This is a genomic window from Actinomyces sp., assembly GCF_030530635.1.
Taxonomy (GTDB): Bacteria; Actinomycetota; Actinomycetes; order Actinomycetales; family Actinomycetaceae; genus Actinomyces.
Window position 1 is genome coordinate 18,476 of the sequence record NZ_JAUMUL010000032.1, and the last position, 17,594, is coordinate 36,069.

A 17,594-nucleotide genomic window follows, 5' to 3' on the forward strand; every position below is an offset into this window, starting at 1 on the left:
GACTATCCTTTTAAGGCACGTATGCAGGCGCCGCGCCCCGTACGCGGTCAGCCGAGCCGTATCGGGCACCGGCCACCGGAGGAGACACCAGATGAGTGGGCTAATCGACACTACCGAGATGTATCTCAAGTCCGTGTACGAGCTTGAGGAAGACGGCGTGCTTCCGCTGCGGGCGCGGATCGTGGAGCGCCTGGGGCACTCCGGGCCGACCGTGTCCCAGACGGTCGCCCGCATGGAGCGCAGCGGCCTGATCTGGGTCGCTGAGGACCGCTCCCTTCAACTCACCGACGAGGGGCGCCGCCGGGCCACGGAGGTTATTCGCAAACACCGACTTGCTGAAAGACTGCTCCTGGACGTGATCGGTCTGGACCGCAGGCTCGTTCATGAAGAGGCCTGCCGATGGGAGCATGTGATGAGCGAACAGGTCGAGGACCGTCTGGCCGAGGTACTCGACGATGTCACCGCCGACCCCTTCGGCAATCCAGTCCCCGACCGCGTCCCCACGCGTCCGGCCCCCGCGGCCGATGAGATCAGCGCCGAACGGCTGGTCCGCGATGGCCGTTCCGACGCCGTCATCTCCCGCGTGGGTGAACCCGTGCAGGCCGACGTCGAGCTGATAGCTCAACTTGAGAACGCCGCCCTCCGGGCGGGCACACCCGTCCGGTTGACCTCCACGGTCGGCGGCATCAGGATCACCCGCCAGGACGACGAAGCCGCCTTCGTCCTGCTGCCGGGAGCTCTTTCCCGGCACCTGTTCCTCAAGCGTTGACGCGTCCGGCACTGGCAACACGTCGAGACCGGCACTTCGTATTCGAGGGCGTGGCTGCCTGACGGTTCGTGGGGTGCCGGCCGCGGTGGGTGGTTCCGATCACAGGTCGGTGGGCGGAGTAGGTGCTCTCTCAGGACGCAACACAGCCGCCCAGGTCGGCGTCCTGGAGGGCCGACCCGCCTCCTTGCGGGCGGTGCTCCACCCTCCCCGCACACACCCACCCGGGAGTACCGACTCCCGCATAGGACAAGACGAAAACACCGGCCCCGGCCAGTCCTCCCCGCAACCAACGCGCCCCCAAAACCGGAAGAGTCGCATTACCGGCGGCTGCCCCGCGACACGCCGCCGGTGACTGGCCAGACGCCCGGACGAGACCACGTCTACCGCAACTGATATGTGCGGCGTTTCACGGCCGTGTGTGTGATCCCGCCGTGACGACGGGCGTGGACTTCGGGTAACGTGTCCACCGTTGCGGGTGACAGTTGCCCGCGGCGTTAGGGGCGGGGCCCAATCCTGCCGCTCGCTCCTGACAGCAACATCCCATATTCATGGCAGGAACGGGGGAACCAATACTGGCTCCGGCCTCGGCCGGGGCCTCGGGGTGAAGCCCGCACCAAGCGGGCCGGGCGTCTCCAGTCCGAACCCGACAGCTCACCTCGTCGGCCTAACAGAGGAGAACCGCTACATGACAACACGTACCTCGGCCCGGCACCGCAAGGCTGCCCGTCCGCTGACCCCCATGACCTCTGTTGCTCCGGTCGCTCGCCGCGGTTTCGCGGTCGCCGCATCCTCGGGTCTGGCGCTGGGCATGATCGCCTCAGGCGCCTCCGCCGCAAACACCAACGAGGCCACGGAGTCCGCTGGCTCATTGGAGACTCAGGGGGTGGGTGTGCTCGCCGCCGAGGCGCGCACCGCGGTCTCGACCAACGGGGCCGTCCAGGTCGCCGAGTCGGTGACCGTGCCCAGCGACGTTCAGACCGTGGACACTCCGACCGCCGAGGCCCCGGTCATTGAGGACGAGGAGCCCGAAGTCGCCCAGACGACTGAGGCCGCCGAGCAGTTCACCGGCGCGGAGACCTCGACGAACACCGCTCAGGCCGCGGCGGACACCGTGACGACGGCGGCCGCCGTCAACACCTCCGGCTCCTCAATCGTCTCCATCGCCATGCAGTACACGGGCATGGCCTACGTGTGGGGCTCCAACGACCCCTCCAACGGTGGTTTCGACTGCTCCGGTCTGGTCCAGTACGTGTATGCGCAGGCCGGCATCTCGCTGCCGCGCACTTCCTACGCGCAGGGCGCCTCCGGCACGACCGTCTCGGCCGCCGAGGCGCAGCCCGGAGACATCCTCTACTGGGGCGGCCACGTAGGGATCTACGCCGGCGGCGGCATGATGATCGACGCCGGTAACGAGAGCACCGGCGTCTCCTACCGGGCCATCTACGGCTCCCCGCAGTACGTGCGTGTGAGCTGAACCGCCTCACTGGCATCCGCTTGCTGACGTGGGGGCGGCCGACCAATGTGTCGGTCGCCCCCACGTGCTATCTTCAAAACGTGTCTTGGGACACGCCCGCCCGCAAGGCGGAATGAAACCGGTGGAGCAGTGGATACCTGAAGAAAGGGGCACAACCCATGGCTGAAGACAAGGTCGTCCTCGTCGGAGTCGACGGCTCACCCGAGTCCCTGGAGGCGGTCGACTGGGCGGTCGACCGCGCCGCCTGCAACGGTTGGCGCGTACACATCCTGTGCGCCTACTCACTGCCCTCCTTCACAACCGCATCCCTCGACGGCGGCTACGCGGCGCTGGACGACTCCGCCGTGCGCGCCGGCGCCGAAGCGGTCGTCAATGAAGCGGTCACCCGCGTCCAAGACAAGGGAGTCAAGGTGACCAGCTCCCTGGAGACCGGTGATCCCGCGGGCGTGCTGGTCGACCTGTCCGCGGATGCGACGCTAGCGGTGGTGGGTACCCGTGGAGGCGGCGGTTTCGCCGATCGACTGCTCGGTACCGTCTCCTCGGCGCTGCCGGCGCACAGCCGCTGCCCCGCCGTCGTAGTGCCGCGGCACACCGAGGGATCGGCCTTCACACCCGTGCGGCGCATCGTCGTTGGCGTCGACGGCTCCGATTCGGCCCGCAAGGCCTTGAAGTGGGCGGTGCGGGAAGCCGACGCATGGAATGCCGAACTGACCGCCATCGCCGCAGTCCCCATGGCCTCTGGCGCGGGCGCGCTCGCCTGGCTGCCTGCGGCTGTGGATCGCGAGCAGGTCCTCACCGATGTCCGTTCCGGCCTGGATCGGGCGATCACCGAGGCGACCGCGGATTATCCCGATGTCGTGGTGCGCCGTCACGCCCTGGACGGCAACGCCGCCGAACTCATGTCCGAGTTCTCCACGGCGGTCGACCTCGTAGTGGTCGGTTCTCGCGGCCGCGGCGGCTTCTCCGGGCTGCTGCTCGGCTCGGTCAGCCAGGGTGTCCTTTCACATGCCGCCTGTCCCGTCATGGTGGTGCCCGCGCGCACCCGGGACGAGGACGTGCGTGTGGGCCGTACGCAGACCACCCCGTGGTCTCGTGCTTGACTTGCGCCGTCGGGGGCGGAAGCGAACCCGACCAGCCTCGTCCTTGCCCGCCGCATAGTCGGGGCCGGGGCGATATCGGGTAGTATCGCAGCCGTCCTCAGCCTGCCCTCGTAGCTCAGGGGATAGAGCACCGCTCTCCTAAAGCGGGTGTCGCGCGTTCGAATCGCGCCGGGGGCACCAGCCGCCTTCCTCCCGGTCGGCGCAGGTTGCGGCGCCCTCGGTGCGTCTGCGCCAACCGGCCCGGCCGGGCGGATATGGTGAGGTGATATGACGCCTTCACTGTTCTCTCTGGGCCGCAACCGGCGCAATGCCGGAGCGCGGGCGCGCGCCCCCGAGGACGCAGAACCGGTTGTGGAGCCCGCTGTTGAGACTTCTCAGCCCGGCCCCGCCCCGGAACTCGATCCCGGGCGCCTGGCCCGTATTGACGCCGCACTCGACGCCTGGCGCCAGGAGCTGGCCGATCTGGGTGGCATCTCCAGCCTCGATGCCTTCTCCGAACGAGACGGCATCGTGGACCTGACCGCCGCCCATCCCTCCGGACTCGCCCAGCTGTACGCCGGCCGCCCCACCCACCTGGGCAGTCTTGTGCGTGAACGCGTCGCCCTCGGCATCGCCCGCCAGTCCCTGCGTGAACTCGCCGGCCGCACGGACCTGCTCTCCCGCCGCTTCGGCGTCGCTCCGGTCTACTTGGCCATTGGTCTGGCCGGCTGGACCGAACCGGTGTCCGTCGCGGACGACGCTGACGACGCCGCAGCAGACGCGTCGGCCACCCTCGACGTCGCAGGGGCGAGCGCCGTGCGTACCGTCAGTGCACCGGTGCTGCTGCGCCCGGTCCGTCTGTCCAGTGCGGGGGCGGACGCCGCGCTCACCCTTGACAAGTCGATCGAGGTCAACCCGATTCTTACCCGGGCCCTGCGCCGCCACGGATGCAAGGTGGATGTAGACGTCGTCGCCCGCGCCACGCTGGCGGAGGACGGGTTCACTCCCCGCGACGCCCTGAACGGAATCGGCTCGCTGGGGCGCGAGTTCCTGCCCGGCTTTGAAGTCCATGAGCGCCTGGTCGTGGGGGCCTTCGTCCACCCCGGGCAGGCGCTTTTGGAGGACTTCGGCGCCACCGTAGAACGAGCCCGTGCCTCCGCGCTCGTGGCCGCTCTGGCTGGAGACACCGAGGCACGTGCTGCCCTGGATGTGGTCCTGCCGGAACCCAACCCGGCCGACCGCGCTCCGGAGCGCGAACGCGGCGTGGGCGACCTCGACCCCGCCCAGCTCGACGCCGTTGAGGCGGTCGGTTCCGGCGCCTCCCTGCTACTGGACGCGCCTCCCGGCTCCGACGTCGCGGGCACCCTGGCCGCGGTCATCGCCGACGCGGCCGCCCTGGGACGCACCGTTCTGCACGTGCCGGCGACCAGCGCCGACGGGCACGCCGTTGCCGCCGCCCTGCGCGAACTCGGCCTGGGCTCCATCGTGCTCGACCTGACCGAGGACGCCGCCTGGCGCCGCCACGCCGGCGAGAGCATCAAGGCGGCCATGGGTGTCACCGTTCCCGACTTGGACGTGACCGATATCGTCGAGATGCGCAACCGGTTGACCTCTGTACGCGAGAAGCTCTCCCGCTACATCTCCGCGTTGCACAGGCCGCGTGAGCCGTGGGGCGCCTCCGCCTACGACGCGCTCCAACACCTGGCCGAGCTCACTTCCGGGCGTGTGCGCGCCCGCACCACCGTCCGGGTGGCCCCCGGTCGCCTGGAGCACCTGGACGCCGACGGCCGGCGCCGCGGCGGCGAACTGCTCCGCCGTGCCCACGCACTCGGGCTGTTCACCTCCGCACTGGCGGACTCCGCCTGGAACGGCATGGCCGTGGCCGACGTCGACGAGGCGACCGACGCGCTTGCCCGCCTGACCCGGCTCGCGGACGAACTGCTGCCCAGAATCATCGAGCAGACTGCCGCCGCTTCCACCTCCACCGGCATCGTTCCGGCCGACACGCTGGCGCAGTGGTGTGAGCAGTTGGAGATGCTCGACGGCGTGCGCGACTCTCTTGATATCTTCCTGCCCGAGGTGTTTGAGCGCTCCGCCGCTGACATGGTCATCGCCACCGCCTCCAAACGCTGGAGACAGGAGCACGGCGTGGAGATGAACCGTTCCACCCGGCGCCGCCACACCAAGCAGGCCCGGGACCTGGTGCGCCCCGGCCGGGAGGTCGCGGACCTGCATGGGGAGCTGGCCAAAGTGCAACAGCGCCGCGAGGTGTGGCGCCGTTACGATTCCGAGGGAGGCTGGCCGCGGCTGCCGCAGGGGCTGGACGAGATGCAGCGCGTCGCAGCCCGCGCACGCGATGCCGTTACCGCTCTGCAGCCGATCATCGGTGCCGACCCGCCCCTGATGGAGCTGCCGCTGGCCGAGCTGGAGCAACGCGCCCGCGCCCTGGCCGCAGATGACGTCACCGTTCATAAGCTCCCGGAGATCAACCAGGTGGCCATGGCCCTGAATGAGTTGGGCCTCACCCCGCTGCTGGACGACTTGGCCGCGCGTGGAGTTGAACCGGAGCAGATCGACGACGAACTCACCTACTGCTGGTGGTACTCCCTGCTGGGACAGATCGTGCGTGACGACCCCGACCTGGGCGGGCTGGACGCCGACGCCCTGAGCGACCTGGCCGTCTCCCTGCGGGAGCTGGACGGCTCCCAGGCCGACTCGTTGGCCGGTCCGGTGGCCCAGGCCTGCGCCCGCCGTGTCCGAGATGCGGTCGACGCCGATAAAGTTGCCGCCCGCAGTCTGTACCGCGCGCTGTCCCTGGAGGAGGGGGTGCCGCTGCGGGACATCATTGCCGCCCACCCGGTGGCCTTGGTCGCCAAGCCGGTCTGGATCGTTCCGCCCACCCTCGTGCCGCAGGTCTTCGCCGCCGACGCCGTCGTCGACCTGGCGATACTCGACGCCTCCGCGCACGTGCCGGTCTGCCGGGTCATGCCGGCCTTCGTGCGTGCCGAACAGGTGCTCGTCGTCGGCGATCCCCGCCGCGCCACCTCCGGGCTGGCGGCCGAGCTCGGGCCCCTGCTGCCGCGGGTGACGTTGCCGACGGTGCACAACATGCTGGACGCGGAGATCGCCGCCTTCCTCGCCGCCAACGGCTATGAGGGAGCGGTCGAGGCGATCCCGGCACCGCCGGGCCGCTCCCGCCTGTCTTTGGAGCTCGTGGACGGCCGCGGCATGCCCGCGCCCGGACACACCGCCGTCGAGTCGGTTCCCGCGGAGGTGGGCCGGGTGGTCGATCTGATCATCGACCACGCCCTGACCCGTCCCGAGCAGTCGCTCGGTGTGATCGCCCTCAACGCGCGTCACGCGGAGGAGATTCGCCGTGCCGCGACCGTCGCCGTCGCCGGTTCTCCAGCACTGGCCGGCTTTTTCGAGACAGGTGTGTCCGAGCCCTTCGTGGTTGTGGACCTGGGGGAGGCCCGGTCGTTGCGCCGTGACCACATCATCATCTCTGTCGGCTTCGCAAAGACCCCGCACGGGCGCACCATCCACAGCTTTGGCGAGGTCAGCGACATGGGCGGCATGGTTGGCCTGGTCGATGCGCTGTGCGCCTCACGGGGCGCCACGCAGGTCGTGTCCTGCCTGGGGGCGGACGATATCGACGCCGAACGGCTGCATGCCCCCGGCGCCCGGCTGCTGCGCGAGGTACTCGTGCACGCCGCCGATTCCGGCGCGCAGTATCCGCAACGCGATGAGACGGCGCCAGAACAGTTGCTGGTCGAGTTGGCCGAGCACTTGTGGCGCAGGGGCCTGGTGGTCGTGCCCCGGTATGGCATTGAGGGCGGGGTACGCATTCCGCTGGCCATCGGTCATCCCGACCTGCCTGGCGAACTGCTCGTGGCCGTGCTCACCGACGATGCCGATTACGTCGCCGAGCCGAGCCTGCGTCGACGCGACCGCCATTGGGTGGAACGCCTGCAATGCCGCGGTTGGCGCGTGCATATGGCCTACTCCGCCGGGGTGTTTGTCGACGTTGAGGAGGAGACGAGGCGGATCGAGGCGCAGGTGCTGGAGGTGCTTGCCTCGCGTACGCAGGCCGCCGTCGCCTCACTGCCGGAGCGTGTGGAGGAGACGGCCGTATCCCCGCTCGAGTCGCATGACGCCCCGGTGTCCGCCGTCACCCCGCCCACTGTGCCTGTGCGTGCTGAACGGCCGCCGATTGCCCAGGGTCTGCCACTGCAGGCCTACTCGGATGATCAGCTCGACGACCTCGTCAACTGGGTGCGCTCAGACGGGCTGAGACGTTCCGAGGCCGAGGAGGTCGAGGAACTCCGGGAAGCTCTCGCCCTGACTCGTCGTGGCTCCGGGATCGACGCCGTGTTGACCAACGCGGTGCGACGCACCCATGGTGACGGGCGGTAGGCGCATGCATTACACGGACGGGAGCAGCACGGCCGGGGGACGCCCTAGGCGACGCGTAGTCGCGCTGTCCCCACAGGATGCGGCCCGTATCGCCCGGGGCGAGGTGCCGCAGGCGCAGGCGGAGGCGGACAGGCGCCGCTGCAAGGATGCATTGACCGACGCCCGCTCCCGTGCCGGAGGCGTATTCGGACGCGAGGCGGAGGAAGGGGCAAATGACGTCCGGCTGCTGCGGGAGGTGCCGCCTCACTGGGGCTGAGCCGCGGGCGGACCGGCCCGCTATGCGGTGCCTGTACCGGTGCCTGTACGGTGTAACCGCCGCAAGTGGCATATCAGCAGCATGGGCAGGGCACCATCCTCGTGTTTGCGCGGCGGTCTCGTGCAGAAAAACAAGTGGCGTCCGCCCTGGGGCGGACGCCACTTCGCTCCGGTGCTCCGGGCGTCGGCGCAAAGACCGAGCGGAGCCCTCGAGCCGTGGATCAGCGCTGCTGCTGCTTGAGTAGATCGCGGATCTCGGTCAGCACCTCGACATCGGTCGGCTCGGCGGGCTTGTCGTCCTCCTCCTTCTTCAGGCGGGCGGTGAGCCGGTTCATGGGTGCAACGATGCAGAAGTAGACGGCCGCGGCGACGAGCAGGAAGTTGATGGCTGCGGTGATGATCGTGCCCGGCTGGATCGGGTCGGAGCCGTTGATGGAGAACTGCAGCACGGAGTCGAAGTTCGGCTGGCCGACCAGGGCGCCGATGATGCCCATGATGACATCAGTGACGGCCTGTACGATGGGGGAGAAGGCGGCACCGATGATGACGGCCACAGCCAGGTCCAGGACGTTGCCCTGGGAGATGAACTCCTTGAATCCCTTGATCAATGGGACCCCTTTCATAGTCGGGCGAGGGCATGGGTTAGCCGCTCGCTCAGCGTGTGAAAACGGGGCCGGCGCAGCCGGATGGACCGCAGCGGCACCATGCAGCACGGATCGAAATCAGGGACTCAGCACGATGCCGAGCGCACCATTCGTGGCCGCGCCGACAATTAGACTAGCGTTCACAGCGGGGACGGCAAGGGTAACGAGTGTGACCTTCGTCTGTGCGGTCCACTGGCCGGCGTCGCCCTCCTGCTGCGTGAGCACCACCCGGGCGCCGGAACAGACGACCGTGTAGGCCCCGTCCTCGCCATCCCCGATTGCCGCCGCGCCGCCGCGTTCGGCCACCACGTCCACCCGCGCTCCCGGCTCCGCCAGTTCGGCACCGACGTCGATAGGCACCTGCACCAGTCGTTCCGAGGGTGTCAGGGTGGTGGCCAGTGTCGCGCTCGTCATGGACGTGGTCAATACCATTCCCTCTTCCAACGCGATTGCGGCGCGGCTGCCCACCACGTCCGGTCCGGCGAGCCCGGATTCCGGTAGCGCGGACTGCGCCACCGCGCGCATCTGAATGTCCGCGTCGGTCAGTACGGCGCCGGCATTGACCTGACGTGCCACCACCACGACCTCCTGCTGGTTCTCCGGAGCCGGTCGGAGCACACTGAGCGCGGCCATGACGGCGGCTCCCAGGCAGACTGCCACTACCAGGTGGCGGTGCCGCCACAGCAGCAGCGAGGGGCGTGGCGGGCGGTGACGCTCCACATGCGCGGTGCGGTCGGGGTGATTGGAGCGGCTGGGGCGGCGGCGGAGGTGAGGCATGCATCCAAAGTGACACAGGGCATGGGTAGGCGCAGAGGGCCTGTGGATGGGCCTGGTGTGAGGGTGCCGTCGGTCGCGCCTGTGGATTGCCGTAGCCGGCCCGCCGTGGTCACTGACTCCCGGCCGCAGGCGTGGCGCCACCGGCGAAGGCCGAGCCCTCCAACAGGAACCACTCGTCGGGGGTGATGACGGCGTCGACCGGCGCATCGTGCGGCTGCACCGGCAATGGTCCGGTGACCAGTTCGTCGTCGTGCACCACCGCGAACACGGGTGCTCCCGGGTGCCGCAGGGGCAGTACCCGGTCGTACCAGCCCCCGCCCTGACCCAGGCGTCTACCCGACCGGTCGACGGCGAGGGCCGGAACGATGACGGCCTGGGCATTCACAATCGCCGTGGCAGGCAGCACCTCGCCGCTGGGCTCCGGGGGACGGCCCGGGGATCGCTCCGCGAGGTCGGAGAGCCCACGGAAGTACCCCCAGGAGCGGGACAGGTGCGGACCGAGCACCGGCAGTAGCACGCCGGTACTGGACTCCTCCAGTTGCTGGAGCAGGAGCCGGGTGCAGGGCTCGTGCCCCACCGACACGTAGGCGGCGACGGTGTCCATGCCGGCAATCGCCTGCAGGATGTGGGAGGTCAATTGCCGACAGATGGCGTTGTGCCCCTGCGTGGAGTGGTTGTGATGGGCGGCTCGATGCCCGCGCAGTACTTGACGCAGCCGCTCCTTGGCGTCACCGGCCGCCAGGGACCCGGTGTCCGGCAGGACGCGTGCCCGAGTGCTCATGTCTGTATTGTCGCAGGTGAGGATGCCCGGCGGGGAGGCCGAGGATGGGCTGTTGTCCCCATAGGGTGCACATGATGCGAGTCGGTCGCGACAATTCATCGCCCATGAGCCGGTTTGCCTCCTGTCGGCGAGACACATCCGGGTAGCCTGGGCCGGTACGCCCGGAACCGGCCCGGGCAGGAGGAGGAAGTAGCCCCATGCGCACCGTTGCCGAGCATCTGGCGGCCTGTCTGGAGATCGCCCGGGCTGCGGCCCCCCTGGACGTGGTCCTTCTGGATGCGGTCGGCTGCGTCCTGGCGGAGGACGTCGTCGCCGACATCGATCTGCCGGCCGTCGACCTGGCGGGTCTGGACGGTTATGCGGTGGCCTGCGCGGATGTCGCCGCGGCCGGGGCGGGCGCGCCCGCCACCCTGGAAGTCATGGACGCCGTGCGCGCCGGCGACATGCGGCCCACGCGGTTGGTTCCGGGAACAGCCGTCCTGATCGACTCCGGAGCGCCGCTACCACTAGGGGCCGATGCCGTCGTGCCCTGGACGGATACGGATCGGGGCGAGTCTCGTGTACAAGTGCGCAAGGCGATCGGAAAGGGAGACAACGTACGGCGGCGTGCCGAGGATGTCGAGGCGGGCACCACGGTACTGCCGCGGGGCTCGCGCATCTCCGCGCGACATATCGCGCTGCTGGCCGGTATCGGTCGACATCGGGTCAAGGTGCATCCGGCGCCACGGGTGGTCATCGTCTCCATCGGCGATGAGCTGGTCGAGCCCGACCATGCCCGCGAGGCCGGGGACGTCTTCGACGCCAACGGACACGCCCTGGCCTGCGCCGTGACCGATGCCGGCGGACGGGCCTTCCGGGTGGCGGCTGTGCCCGACGATCTCGGTGCCTTGTCCGAGACCATTGAGGACCAGCTCGTACGCGCCGACGTGCTGATCACTACCGGCGGCCTGAGCGCCGGGCAGGGCGACACCGTCAAGGACGTGCTGGCCCCTCTGGGCACCGTGCGTTTCGACGCCGTGGCCATGTCCCCGGGGCGACAGCTGGGCATCGGCACGGTTGAAGACACCCCGATCTTCTGCCTGCCCGGCGAGCCGGTCAGCGCTCAGATCGCATTCGAGACCTTCATCCGACCGGTCCTGAGGCAGATAGCCGGCTGGAAGGATCTGCACCGCGCCTCCGTTCCCGCAGTGGTCTCTTCCGGCTGGCACTCCCCGGCCCACAAGCGCCAGTTCGTGCCCGTGCAGCTGAGTGGTTCGCCGGCACGGGGATACGCCGCCGAGCCGACCTCGCAGCCGGGCACCACCCGGCTGCTCGCCCTGGCACGTGCCAATGCGATCGCCGTCGTCCCCGAGGACACCCAGACGATTGTGGCCGGCGACACCCTGCACTGCCTGTTGCTAGATGCCTGAGCCTGACCTCCTGAAGACGAGCGGGCGTCGGGACGGCCTCCGGAGCCTGTTCCGCCTAGGGGGACGCCGCTTCCCCTGGCCGGTGACCTTGACCGAGGCGGCCGTGACCGCGCGTGGACTGGCGCGTGGACCGCGTACTGTGGCGCTGCGTCCTATCAGGGCCGGCGATGAGGCGGACTGGTTACGCTTGCGGCTGGCCGACGACGCCCGGCTGACCCCCTGGGAGGCGACGCTGCCGCCGGACAGCCCCGACGTGCTCGGTGGCTTCAGGGAGTACGTGCGCACTCAGAACCGCCTCGCGCGCCGCGGCGAGGCCATGCCCTTCGTGTTGGAGGTCGACGGGGTCTTCGCCGGGCAGGTGTCGGTGGCTTCGATCCGCTGGGGTGCGCTCGAGTGTGCCAGCTTGGGCTATTGGATCGGGTCCCAGTGGGAGGGGCGCGGGGTAATGGCGCTCGCGGTGGCAATGGTGCTGGACCACTTGCTCGGCCCGCGGGTGGGCCTGCATCGCGTGGAGATCGATGTCCGTCCCGAGAACATGCGCAGCCTTGCCGTATGCCGACGGCTCGGACTGCGTCGGGAGGGGATACGGCGGGGCCTGATGCATATCAATGGCGAGTGGGCGGACCATGCCACCTTCGCCGTCGTTGCGGAGGAGGTGACGACGAACGGCGAATTCGTGAGACGATTGGGGCTGGTGTGAATTCTGATGTTCGGGTGGCGGTGCTGGTGCGCAACGACCGGAATTGCCGGAGGGAATGCGGGCGCAAATGGTGTCAACACGCCGCGCCCGTACCCGAATTCCACAGCCCGCCCCCTTTACGGTTAAGCCGTGGGAATCGAAACGTGGGCGCTGATCGTTCTCGTCGCGGTTCTCGTCGTGTACCTGCTGCCGTTCCTGGTCGGGCGCCGCGAGGCGATGCGCATGGCCAATACGGAGGACCGCTACTCCGCGGGGTTGAGGCTCCTCGCCGCGGGTAGTGCCGCTGTTCCTGGAGGGGAATGCGTCGGCGGGCACGCCATGATCTTTCGACGCCGACCGGAGGTGAGGGTGATGAACAGGCCCGAAGTCAGGAATGTGCGTGCGCTGCGCAAGGAGCGTGAACTCGCGCGCCTGCGTCAGGCGCATGAGCGCAGCCGTGAGCGGCGCCGCGTGGCTGCCTCGCACCGCGCCGCGGTGGCGTTGACGCTGCTCGGCGTCACTCTCGGCACAGTCGTGGTCGCCGCCATGACCGCCCTGCCTTGGTGGGTCGTTGCAGTACCCGGTGCGCTGCTGTGCGCGTCTGCCGGAGCCGGGCGGCGAGCAGCGCGGGCGTCGGCGGAGTCCGAGCGTCGCGAGCGTGCTCGCATTGCCGCGGTGGAGCAGGAGCTGACAGCGCTGACCGGCGGCTCGAGGGCAAACCGGGCGGTGGAGGCTGCAACCGGTCGGGACGCCGGGGCCGGTCTGCGGCAGACCGACATGGAGATGCAGGAGCCGGCATCGGAGCCGTTGGGGCGCCGCGCCGTCGTGGATGCCCTGAAGAGCAGCGGGAGTGCCCGTTCCGCGGCGGAGACAGCTCTGCGCGATACCGAGGCGCAGGATATGAGCTCCAAGGCGGATACCGAGTTCGCGGCCCACGACTCTGAGATGTCCAATGAGGCGACTGAGATGGCCGAGGCCGGGCGGGGGGCAGCGCTCCGGGAGGACGACGTGCCCCGGCCGGAGGCAAAGCGTGCAGAAGGCACCACCTTAAGCGCTGATGTCGCTGAGCATGAGGCGCCAGGTAGATCGGAGGATGCGCGGGACGTCAAGGCGCCGGCCACACCGCCGCAGGGCTGGCGCCCGGTCAGTGTTCCGGCGCCTACCTACACCCTGGCCGCGCGCGCGCCACGTCGCAGCTACGAGCCGCCGTTGGAGGAGCCCTTCGACTCGGCTCCGGTTCCGGAACGGCCGCGCAACGCGCACACTTACCCCGCCGCAGCCGTTGAGACGGATACCGATGAGACGGTATTCCACCCCATTGACCTGGAAGCAGTGCTGGAACGGCGTCGGGCCGGCGCCTGAGCGTACGCGGCGGTGGCGCTAGTCACTTCGCTCCGACTTGCGGACGGACGCGGCCACGGTGCTACCATCAGCTTTGCTTCAGGGGCTATGGCGCAGTTGGTAGCGCGTCTCGTTCGCAATGAGAAGGTCGGGGGTTCGAATCCCCCTAGCTCCACCGGAATGATCGCAGTCGAATCGTCCCGCCCGCGCTTCGGGCGGGACGATTCGTTTTGATGGCCTCCGGAAGTCACTGGTGGGGATGCGGGTGATAGGCGTGAACGAGAACGTGGGCCCGCTCGCTAGGGCACCTTCCCACGGGACGTTCTGGGCGGCTACGACGGGTATCGGTGGGTCGGCTAGGGCGTGTTATGTGAGTCGTTTGAGCCAGTGGTCGATGCTGGCGGTGTGGGTGTTGGCTTGGTAGCGGACGGCGAGTTTGTCGTATCTGGTGGCCATGGCTCGGTTGTGCTTGAGTTGGCCGAAGCAGCGCTCCACAGCGTTGCGGTCCTTGTAGGCGGCCGGGTCGAAGGCGGGAGGGCGCCCGCCTCGGGATCCCTTGGCGCGGCGGTTTTCGGCCTGGTCTGCCTTGATGGGGATGGTGGCCTTGATGTGGTGGTTGCGCAGCCAGTCCCGGTTCGCTTTTGAAGGGTAGGCCTTGTCGGCCAGCACCTTATGAGGGCGCGGGCGGGGTCGCCCTAATGTGGGGCGTTTGACGCGGATGGTCTTCAGGACGGGGATCATCATCGGGCAGTCGGCTGCCTGCCCGGCGGTGATCAGCAGGGCCAGCAGGCCGCAGGCGGCGTCGGTGGCGGCATGAACCTTGGTCGACCACCCGCCCCGGGAGACTCCCAGGGCGTGGTCCTCGGGGTCCCCGTCCACCTGCTGGGGGCTGTCCTTGCGGGCCCCGGCGGCGTGCACATGTGCCCGGCAGGTCGTGGAGTCCACCGACACCCGCCAGCCGGTTCTTGCCGGCGGTGTCGGCCTGGGCGACCAGGGCGGACTCGATGCGCTCCCATATCCCGGCCAGTTGCCAGGCCCGGTACAGGGCGTACGCGCGCCACCACGGCCCGTAGTGGGGTGGGATGTCGCGCCAGGGCGCCCCGACTCTGGTTCTCCATCGTATGGCGTTGATCATGTCCCGCAGCGGATACACCCGGGGCCGTCCCCTTCCCGACTCACGCGGCAGCAGGGGCGCAAGCAGCTCCCACTGGGCGTCGGTCAGGTCATGACGGGCGTAGGCGTCTATGCTCAACGGTCGAGGCCTTTGGCGGTGTCATGGTCTGTTTTCACACCACCCGTGATACCCCGAAGGCCTCACCTTGTTCCGCACACCACGCCGACCACCCCACCCACTTACGCAACACGCCCTAGGAGCGGGCCAACGGTCCGCAGCCTGCTTCATCCGCTCATCGTGACCGTGCCGAGCAGGCGGCGCTGGCTGCCTTGCATATACGTGGCCGGAGCCCAGCGTTCTTCTCGGCCACGTTTCGCCGGTTGTACCGGGTTGCGCGTTTGGACCGTCTGAGACTGCGAGTCATGTGGTCCGGCTGCGAGCAGACAGTCCAAGTGACGAAGCCCGGTCCAAACGCGGCATGGGACCCGCCATAGTCCGGGCGATAGGCCCACTACCGCGGGCCTCAATTCATCCTCAGACCGGCGGCATGGGACCCGCCATAGTCCGGGCGATAGGCCCACTACCGCGGGCCTCAATTCATCCTCAGACCGTAGGATCGGAAGAGCCCGTGAACGCATCCTACCGACCGAAACCAGGGCTCACTCTCTAACCGCACGTCTGCGGGGAGAGTTCATCGACGGGCTGATGCCACGCAGCCGAAGCAGCCAGTACAGGTCGATGAGCGCGATGGTTGCGTTCATGCCGACGGCCGGCCAGACCCCGAGCGCCAGGTTGTAGGCGGTGGCAATAAGGGAGCCAGTCAGGTTGAGGCCGCGGAAGGTGTGCTGATTGGCCACTATCAGTGAAATTATAACGAGACCCGAACCGATCCATCCGACGATCTCCAGGACCGTGCGAGTGTCCACAAGAACTCCTAGACCTGCCCCGGCGGGTCAATGCTTACGCACTGGTCGAGTCTTAACGCCTCGCTGCCGGGACGTTAGAGACTAATCGGGGGTAGCCATCGGTGCAAGTCACGAGTTGCCCACACCGTTAAGTGGCTCTTCATGTTTGGGGGTGTGTTGGTCTTACGGTTCGTTGCTTATTGTGCTGGTTGTTCGGTAGAGGTGCGTGCTGTTGCTGGTAGTGGTGATTCGTCGTGGTTCGTGGCGGTCCGGCATGGTCCCTGTCGGCCCGGGAACGTCCCAGGTTCGGCCAGGGACATCCTTTCCGGCCTGAAATCCTCCCGGGCGTGGAGGGTTTGGGGATGGAGAGGTCGTCTTCGGCAAACCGGCACCCACCGACAACGGCCTCACCGACCCGAACCCGACCACGACATCGCAGCCCCGGCTCGTACCGCCGCACCGTCGAAGACGAAGACCTGGGCGGGGCTGCGTCTGCCGGTTTGGGCCGTCCGAGTGTGCGTGCCAGGCGCTCCAGATCCGGGGTTAGTCGGCGACCTGGGCGTACCGGCGTGGTAAGGGCTCGGTACTTTGGGCGTGTCATGCACCGGGGCTACGGGGGTTCGCGCCGCCGGGGTCCTAGGGGGCGCTGGGCCTGTGGGGTTGTGGTGTGTGTTGGGTACGCCCCTTCGGCGTCTACTGCTCCGGTTAGACCTTTGCTGAAGGCTGCGCAGCCCTTCAACAAACACCTAACCGGAGTAGTAGAGGTCGAACCGGCGCAGCAGACGACCTCCGGCCCCCGGCCCCCGGACCCGGGCACCAAGGTGCTACATGGAGACTGTCGACGGTGAGGATGTAGACCGCCCCCGCCCCCGGGCACCAACGACCGCCGACCCCTCGCCTCGCGGCCCAAAGCTGTTACCCAACCACCCAGCCCCCGCGGCTCCACGCCCTCCCGGAACGCCAGACCCCCGGCAGCGACCCCTACGCCGTTACCAGTTCAGCCCGAATGCAATCAAGGCCCAGACCCCACCACCACACCCACAAACCAGAAGAGCCCGTTAAGATCGCCGCGTGGAGGCGTCGTCGGGCCGCGAGCCGGAATCGATCTTGGCGGACTTCTTCGCCGCAGAGAACGCCAGGGATTGGCGTGCGTATGTCGAGTTCCTGCACCCTGGGGTCGAATGGACGCTGATAGATGGTAGCCGCGAGCGAACGATCGCCGGGCGGGAACCCTACCTGCGGGCGATCAAGTCCGCCTATGCCGAAGCAACGACTACGTTCCGTTGCCTGGAGACTATCGGTGACCGTCGGGGAGGCCTGATCGCGGCAGTGCTGGTCAACGATGCCGGTGAGCGATCCGTCGATGTGTTCCTCGTGGAGGGCAGACTCATCCGTCGCGAGTGGGAGTTCCTGCTCGGACGGCCGTGACCGTACAGAAGGCCACAGGCCCTCAGGACCTCGGCACGCGGGCGGACGGAATCGGTGATTTGAACCCGGCGCGCTGACGTCCATTGCCCATCGTCAGCCGCGAGTACGGGAGCCGAAAAGGCGGTGCGGCGGTAGATGATCGGCTGTCCGGCACGATTCCTGTAGCCAGCCGACACCACGGGAGCGGCTGTGTTGCCGGTGAAGCCGAAGTGATCGACATCACTGGTCGACGGTTTGACCCTTGCTGAGTTGCTGTGCTTAAAGTACTCCCCGCCGCCACAAGCGCCTCCTAGTGCGGGTGGCGGACCGGAGCGGACGCCAGGGCGTCGACACCCATGGTGTAGACACCGAACGGGAATGCGAAGAGATCGGGATCACTGAACTCGGACTTGACGCGACCGGGAGGAGATGGCTAGCCTACTCCGGTGCCTTGAGGGGAAGACGGGTGAACATGCCCGCCCAAACCTCCTGGGTGTGTTGTTTGGGATCTCGATAGTGTGTCGTGTTTGTTTGTTTTGGTTGG

The 17,594-nt window shown here is 68.4% G+C and carries 13 protein-coding genes, 2 tRNA genes, 1 pseudogene and 1 riboswitch; of the genes and pseudogenes, 11 read left to right on the plus strand and 5 right to left on the minus strand.

Features of this window, described 5'->3' with window-relative positions:
• Window positions 1-91 precede the first annotated feature (91 nt).
• The 6 genes from Q4A20_RS08695 to Q4A20_RS08720 all read left to right on the plus strand — a co-directional run bounded on the left by Q4A20_RS08695 (window position 92) and on the right by Q4A20_RS08720 (window position 7,994).
• Window positions 92-769 carry a metal-dependent transcriptional regulator gene (locus Q4A20_RS08695; RefSeq protein WP_303122336.1) on the plus strand — a complete coding sequence of 226 codons (678 nt, stop codon included), beginning with the start codon at window positions 92-94 and terminating at the stop codon, window positions 767-769.
• A gap of 528 nt (window positions 770-1,297) precedes the next feature.
• Window positions 1,298-1,449: riboswitch (cyclic di-AMP (ydaO/yuaA leader) on the plus strand.
• 5 nt (window positions 1,450-1,454) lie between these two features.
• Complete coding sequence (locus Q4A20_RS08700) at window positions 1,455-2,243, plus strand: C40 family peptidase (protein WP_303122337.1); 789 nt, start codon at window positions 1,455-1,457, stop codon at window positions 2,241-2,243.
• Between the two features lie 158 nt (window positions 2,244-2,401).
• On the plus strand, window positions 2,402-3,343 hold the full coding sequence (locus Q4A20_RS08705) for a universal stress protein (protein WP_303122338.1): 942 nt from the start codon (window positions 2,402-2,404) through the stop codon (window positions 3,341-3,343).
• Between the two features lie 104 nt (window positions 3,344-3,447).
• Window positions 3,448-3,523, plus strand: a tRNA-Arg gene (locus Q4A20_RS08710).
• Between the two features lie 87 nt (window positions 3,524-3,610).
• Complete coding sequence (locus Q4A20_RS08715; protein WP_303122339.1) at window positions 3,611-7,738, plus strand: DNA helicase; 4,128 nt, start codon at window positions 3,611-3,613, stop codon at window positions 7,736-7,738.
• A gap of 4 nt (window positions 7,739-7,742) precedes the next feature.
• Window positions 7,743-7,994 (plus strand): transcriptional regulator, encoded by a 252-nt coding sequence (locus Q4A20_RS08720; protein ID WP_303122340.1) that lies wholly within the window; start codon window positions 7,743-7,745, stop codon window positions 7,992-7,994.
• 220 nt (window positions 7,995-8,214) lie between these two features.
• Here the strand turns inward: Q4A20_RS08720 and mscL are convergent, their stop codons facing one another.
• The 3 genes from mscL to Q4A20_RS08735 all read right to left on the minus strand — a co-directional run bounded on the left by mscL (window position 8,215) and on the right by Q4A20_RS08735 (window position 10,195).
• The gene (gene mscL / locus Q4A20_RS08725; protein ID WP_303122341.1) at window positions 8,215-8,601 is read right to left on the minus strand and encodes a large conductance mechanosensitive channel protein MscL; all 387 of its coding nucleotides are present in this window, start codon (window positions 8,599-8,601) and stop codon (window positions 8,215-8,217) included.
• Between the two features lie 114 nt (window positions 8,602-8,715).
• Window positions 8,716-9,414, minus strand: coding sequence for an RcpC/CpaB family pilus assembly protein (locus Q4A20_RS08730; protein ID WP_303122342.1), 699 nt, complete (start codon window positions 9,412-9,414; stop codon window positions 8,716-8,718).
• A gap of 109 nt (window positions 9,415-9,523) precedes the next feature.
• Window positions 9,524-10,195 (minus strand): 5-formyltetrahydrofolate cyclo-ligase, encoded by a 672-nt coding sequence (locus Q4A20_RS08735; RefSeq protein WP_303122343.1) that lies wholly within the window; start codon window positions 10,193-10,195, stop codon window positions 9,524-9,526.
• Between the two features lie 197 nt (window positions 10,196-10,392).
• Here Q4A20_RS08735 and glp point away from each other — a divergent pair, with 197 nt between their 5' ends.
• The 4 genes from glp to Q4A20_RS08755 all read left to right on the plus strand — a co-directional run bounded on the left by glp (window position 10,393) and on the right by Q4A20_RS08755 (window position 13,799).
• Window positions 10,393-11,604 carry a gephyrin-like molybdotransferase Glp gene (glp, locus tag Q4A20_RS08740; RefSeq protein WP_303122344.1) on the plus strand — a complete coding sequence of 404 codons (1,212 nt, stop codon included), beginning with the start codon at window positions 10,393-10,395 and terminating at the stop codon, window positions 11,602-11,604.
• Complete coding sequence (locus tag Q4A20_RS08745; protein ID WP_303122346.1) at window positions 11,597-12,304, plus strand: GNAT family N-acetyltransferase; 708 nt, start codon at window positions 11,597-11,599, stop codon at window positions 12,302-12,304. Before glp ends, Q4A20_RS08745 begins: the two co-directional genes overlap by 8 nt.
• Before the next feature lie 129 nt (window positions 12,305-12,433).
• Window positions 12,434-13,645, plus strand: coding sequence for a hypothetical protein (locus Q4A20_RS08750; protein ID WP_303122347.1), 1,212 nt, complete (start codon window positions 12,434-12,436; stop codon window positions 13,643-13,645).
• A gap of 81 nt (window positions 13,646-13,726) precedes the next feature.
• Window positions 13,727-13,799: transfer RNA gene (locus Q4A20_RS08755), tRNA-Ala, on the plus strand.
• Window positions 13,800-13,990: 191 nt separating this feature from the next.
• Here the strand turns inward: Q4A20_RS08755 and Q4A20_RS08760 are convergent.
• Both Q4A20_RS08760 and Q4A20_RS08765 read right to left on the minus strand, forming a co-directional pair.
• Window positions 13,991-14,870: pseudogene (locus Q4A20_RS08760) on the minus strand (IS5 family transposase).
• Window positions 14,871-15,397: 527 nt separating this feature from the next.
• The gene (locus tag Q4A20_RS08765; protein ID WP_303122349.1) at window positions 15,398-15,664 is read right to left on the minus strand and encodes a hypothetical protein; all 267 of its coding nucleotides are present in this window, start codon (window positions 15,662-15,664) and stop codon (window positions 15,398-15,400) included.
• 1,050 nt (window positions 15,665-16,714) lie between these two features.
• Here Q4A20_RS08765 and Q4A20_RS08770 point away from each other — a divergent pair.
• On the plus strand, window positions 16,715-17,071 hold the full coding sequence (locus tag Q4A20_RS08770) for a nuclear transport factor 2 family protein (RefSeq protein WP_303122351.1): 357 nt from the start codon (window positions 16,715-16,717) through the stop codon (window positions 17,069-17,071).
• Window positions 17,072-17,594 lie beyond the last annotated feature (523 nt).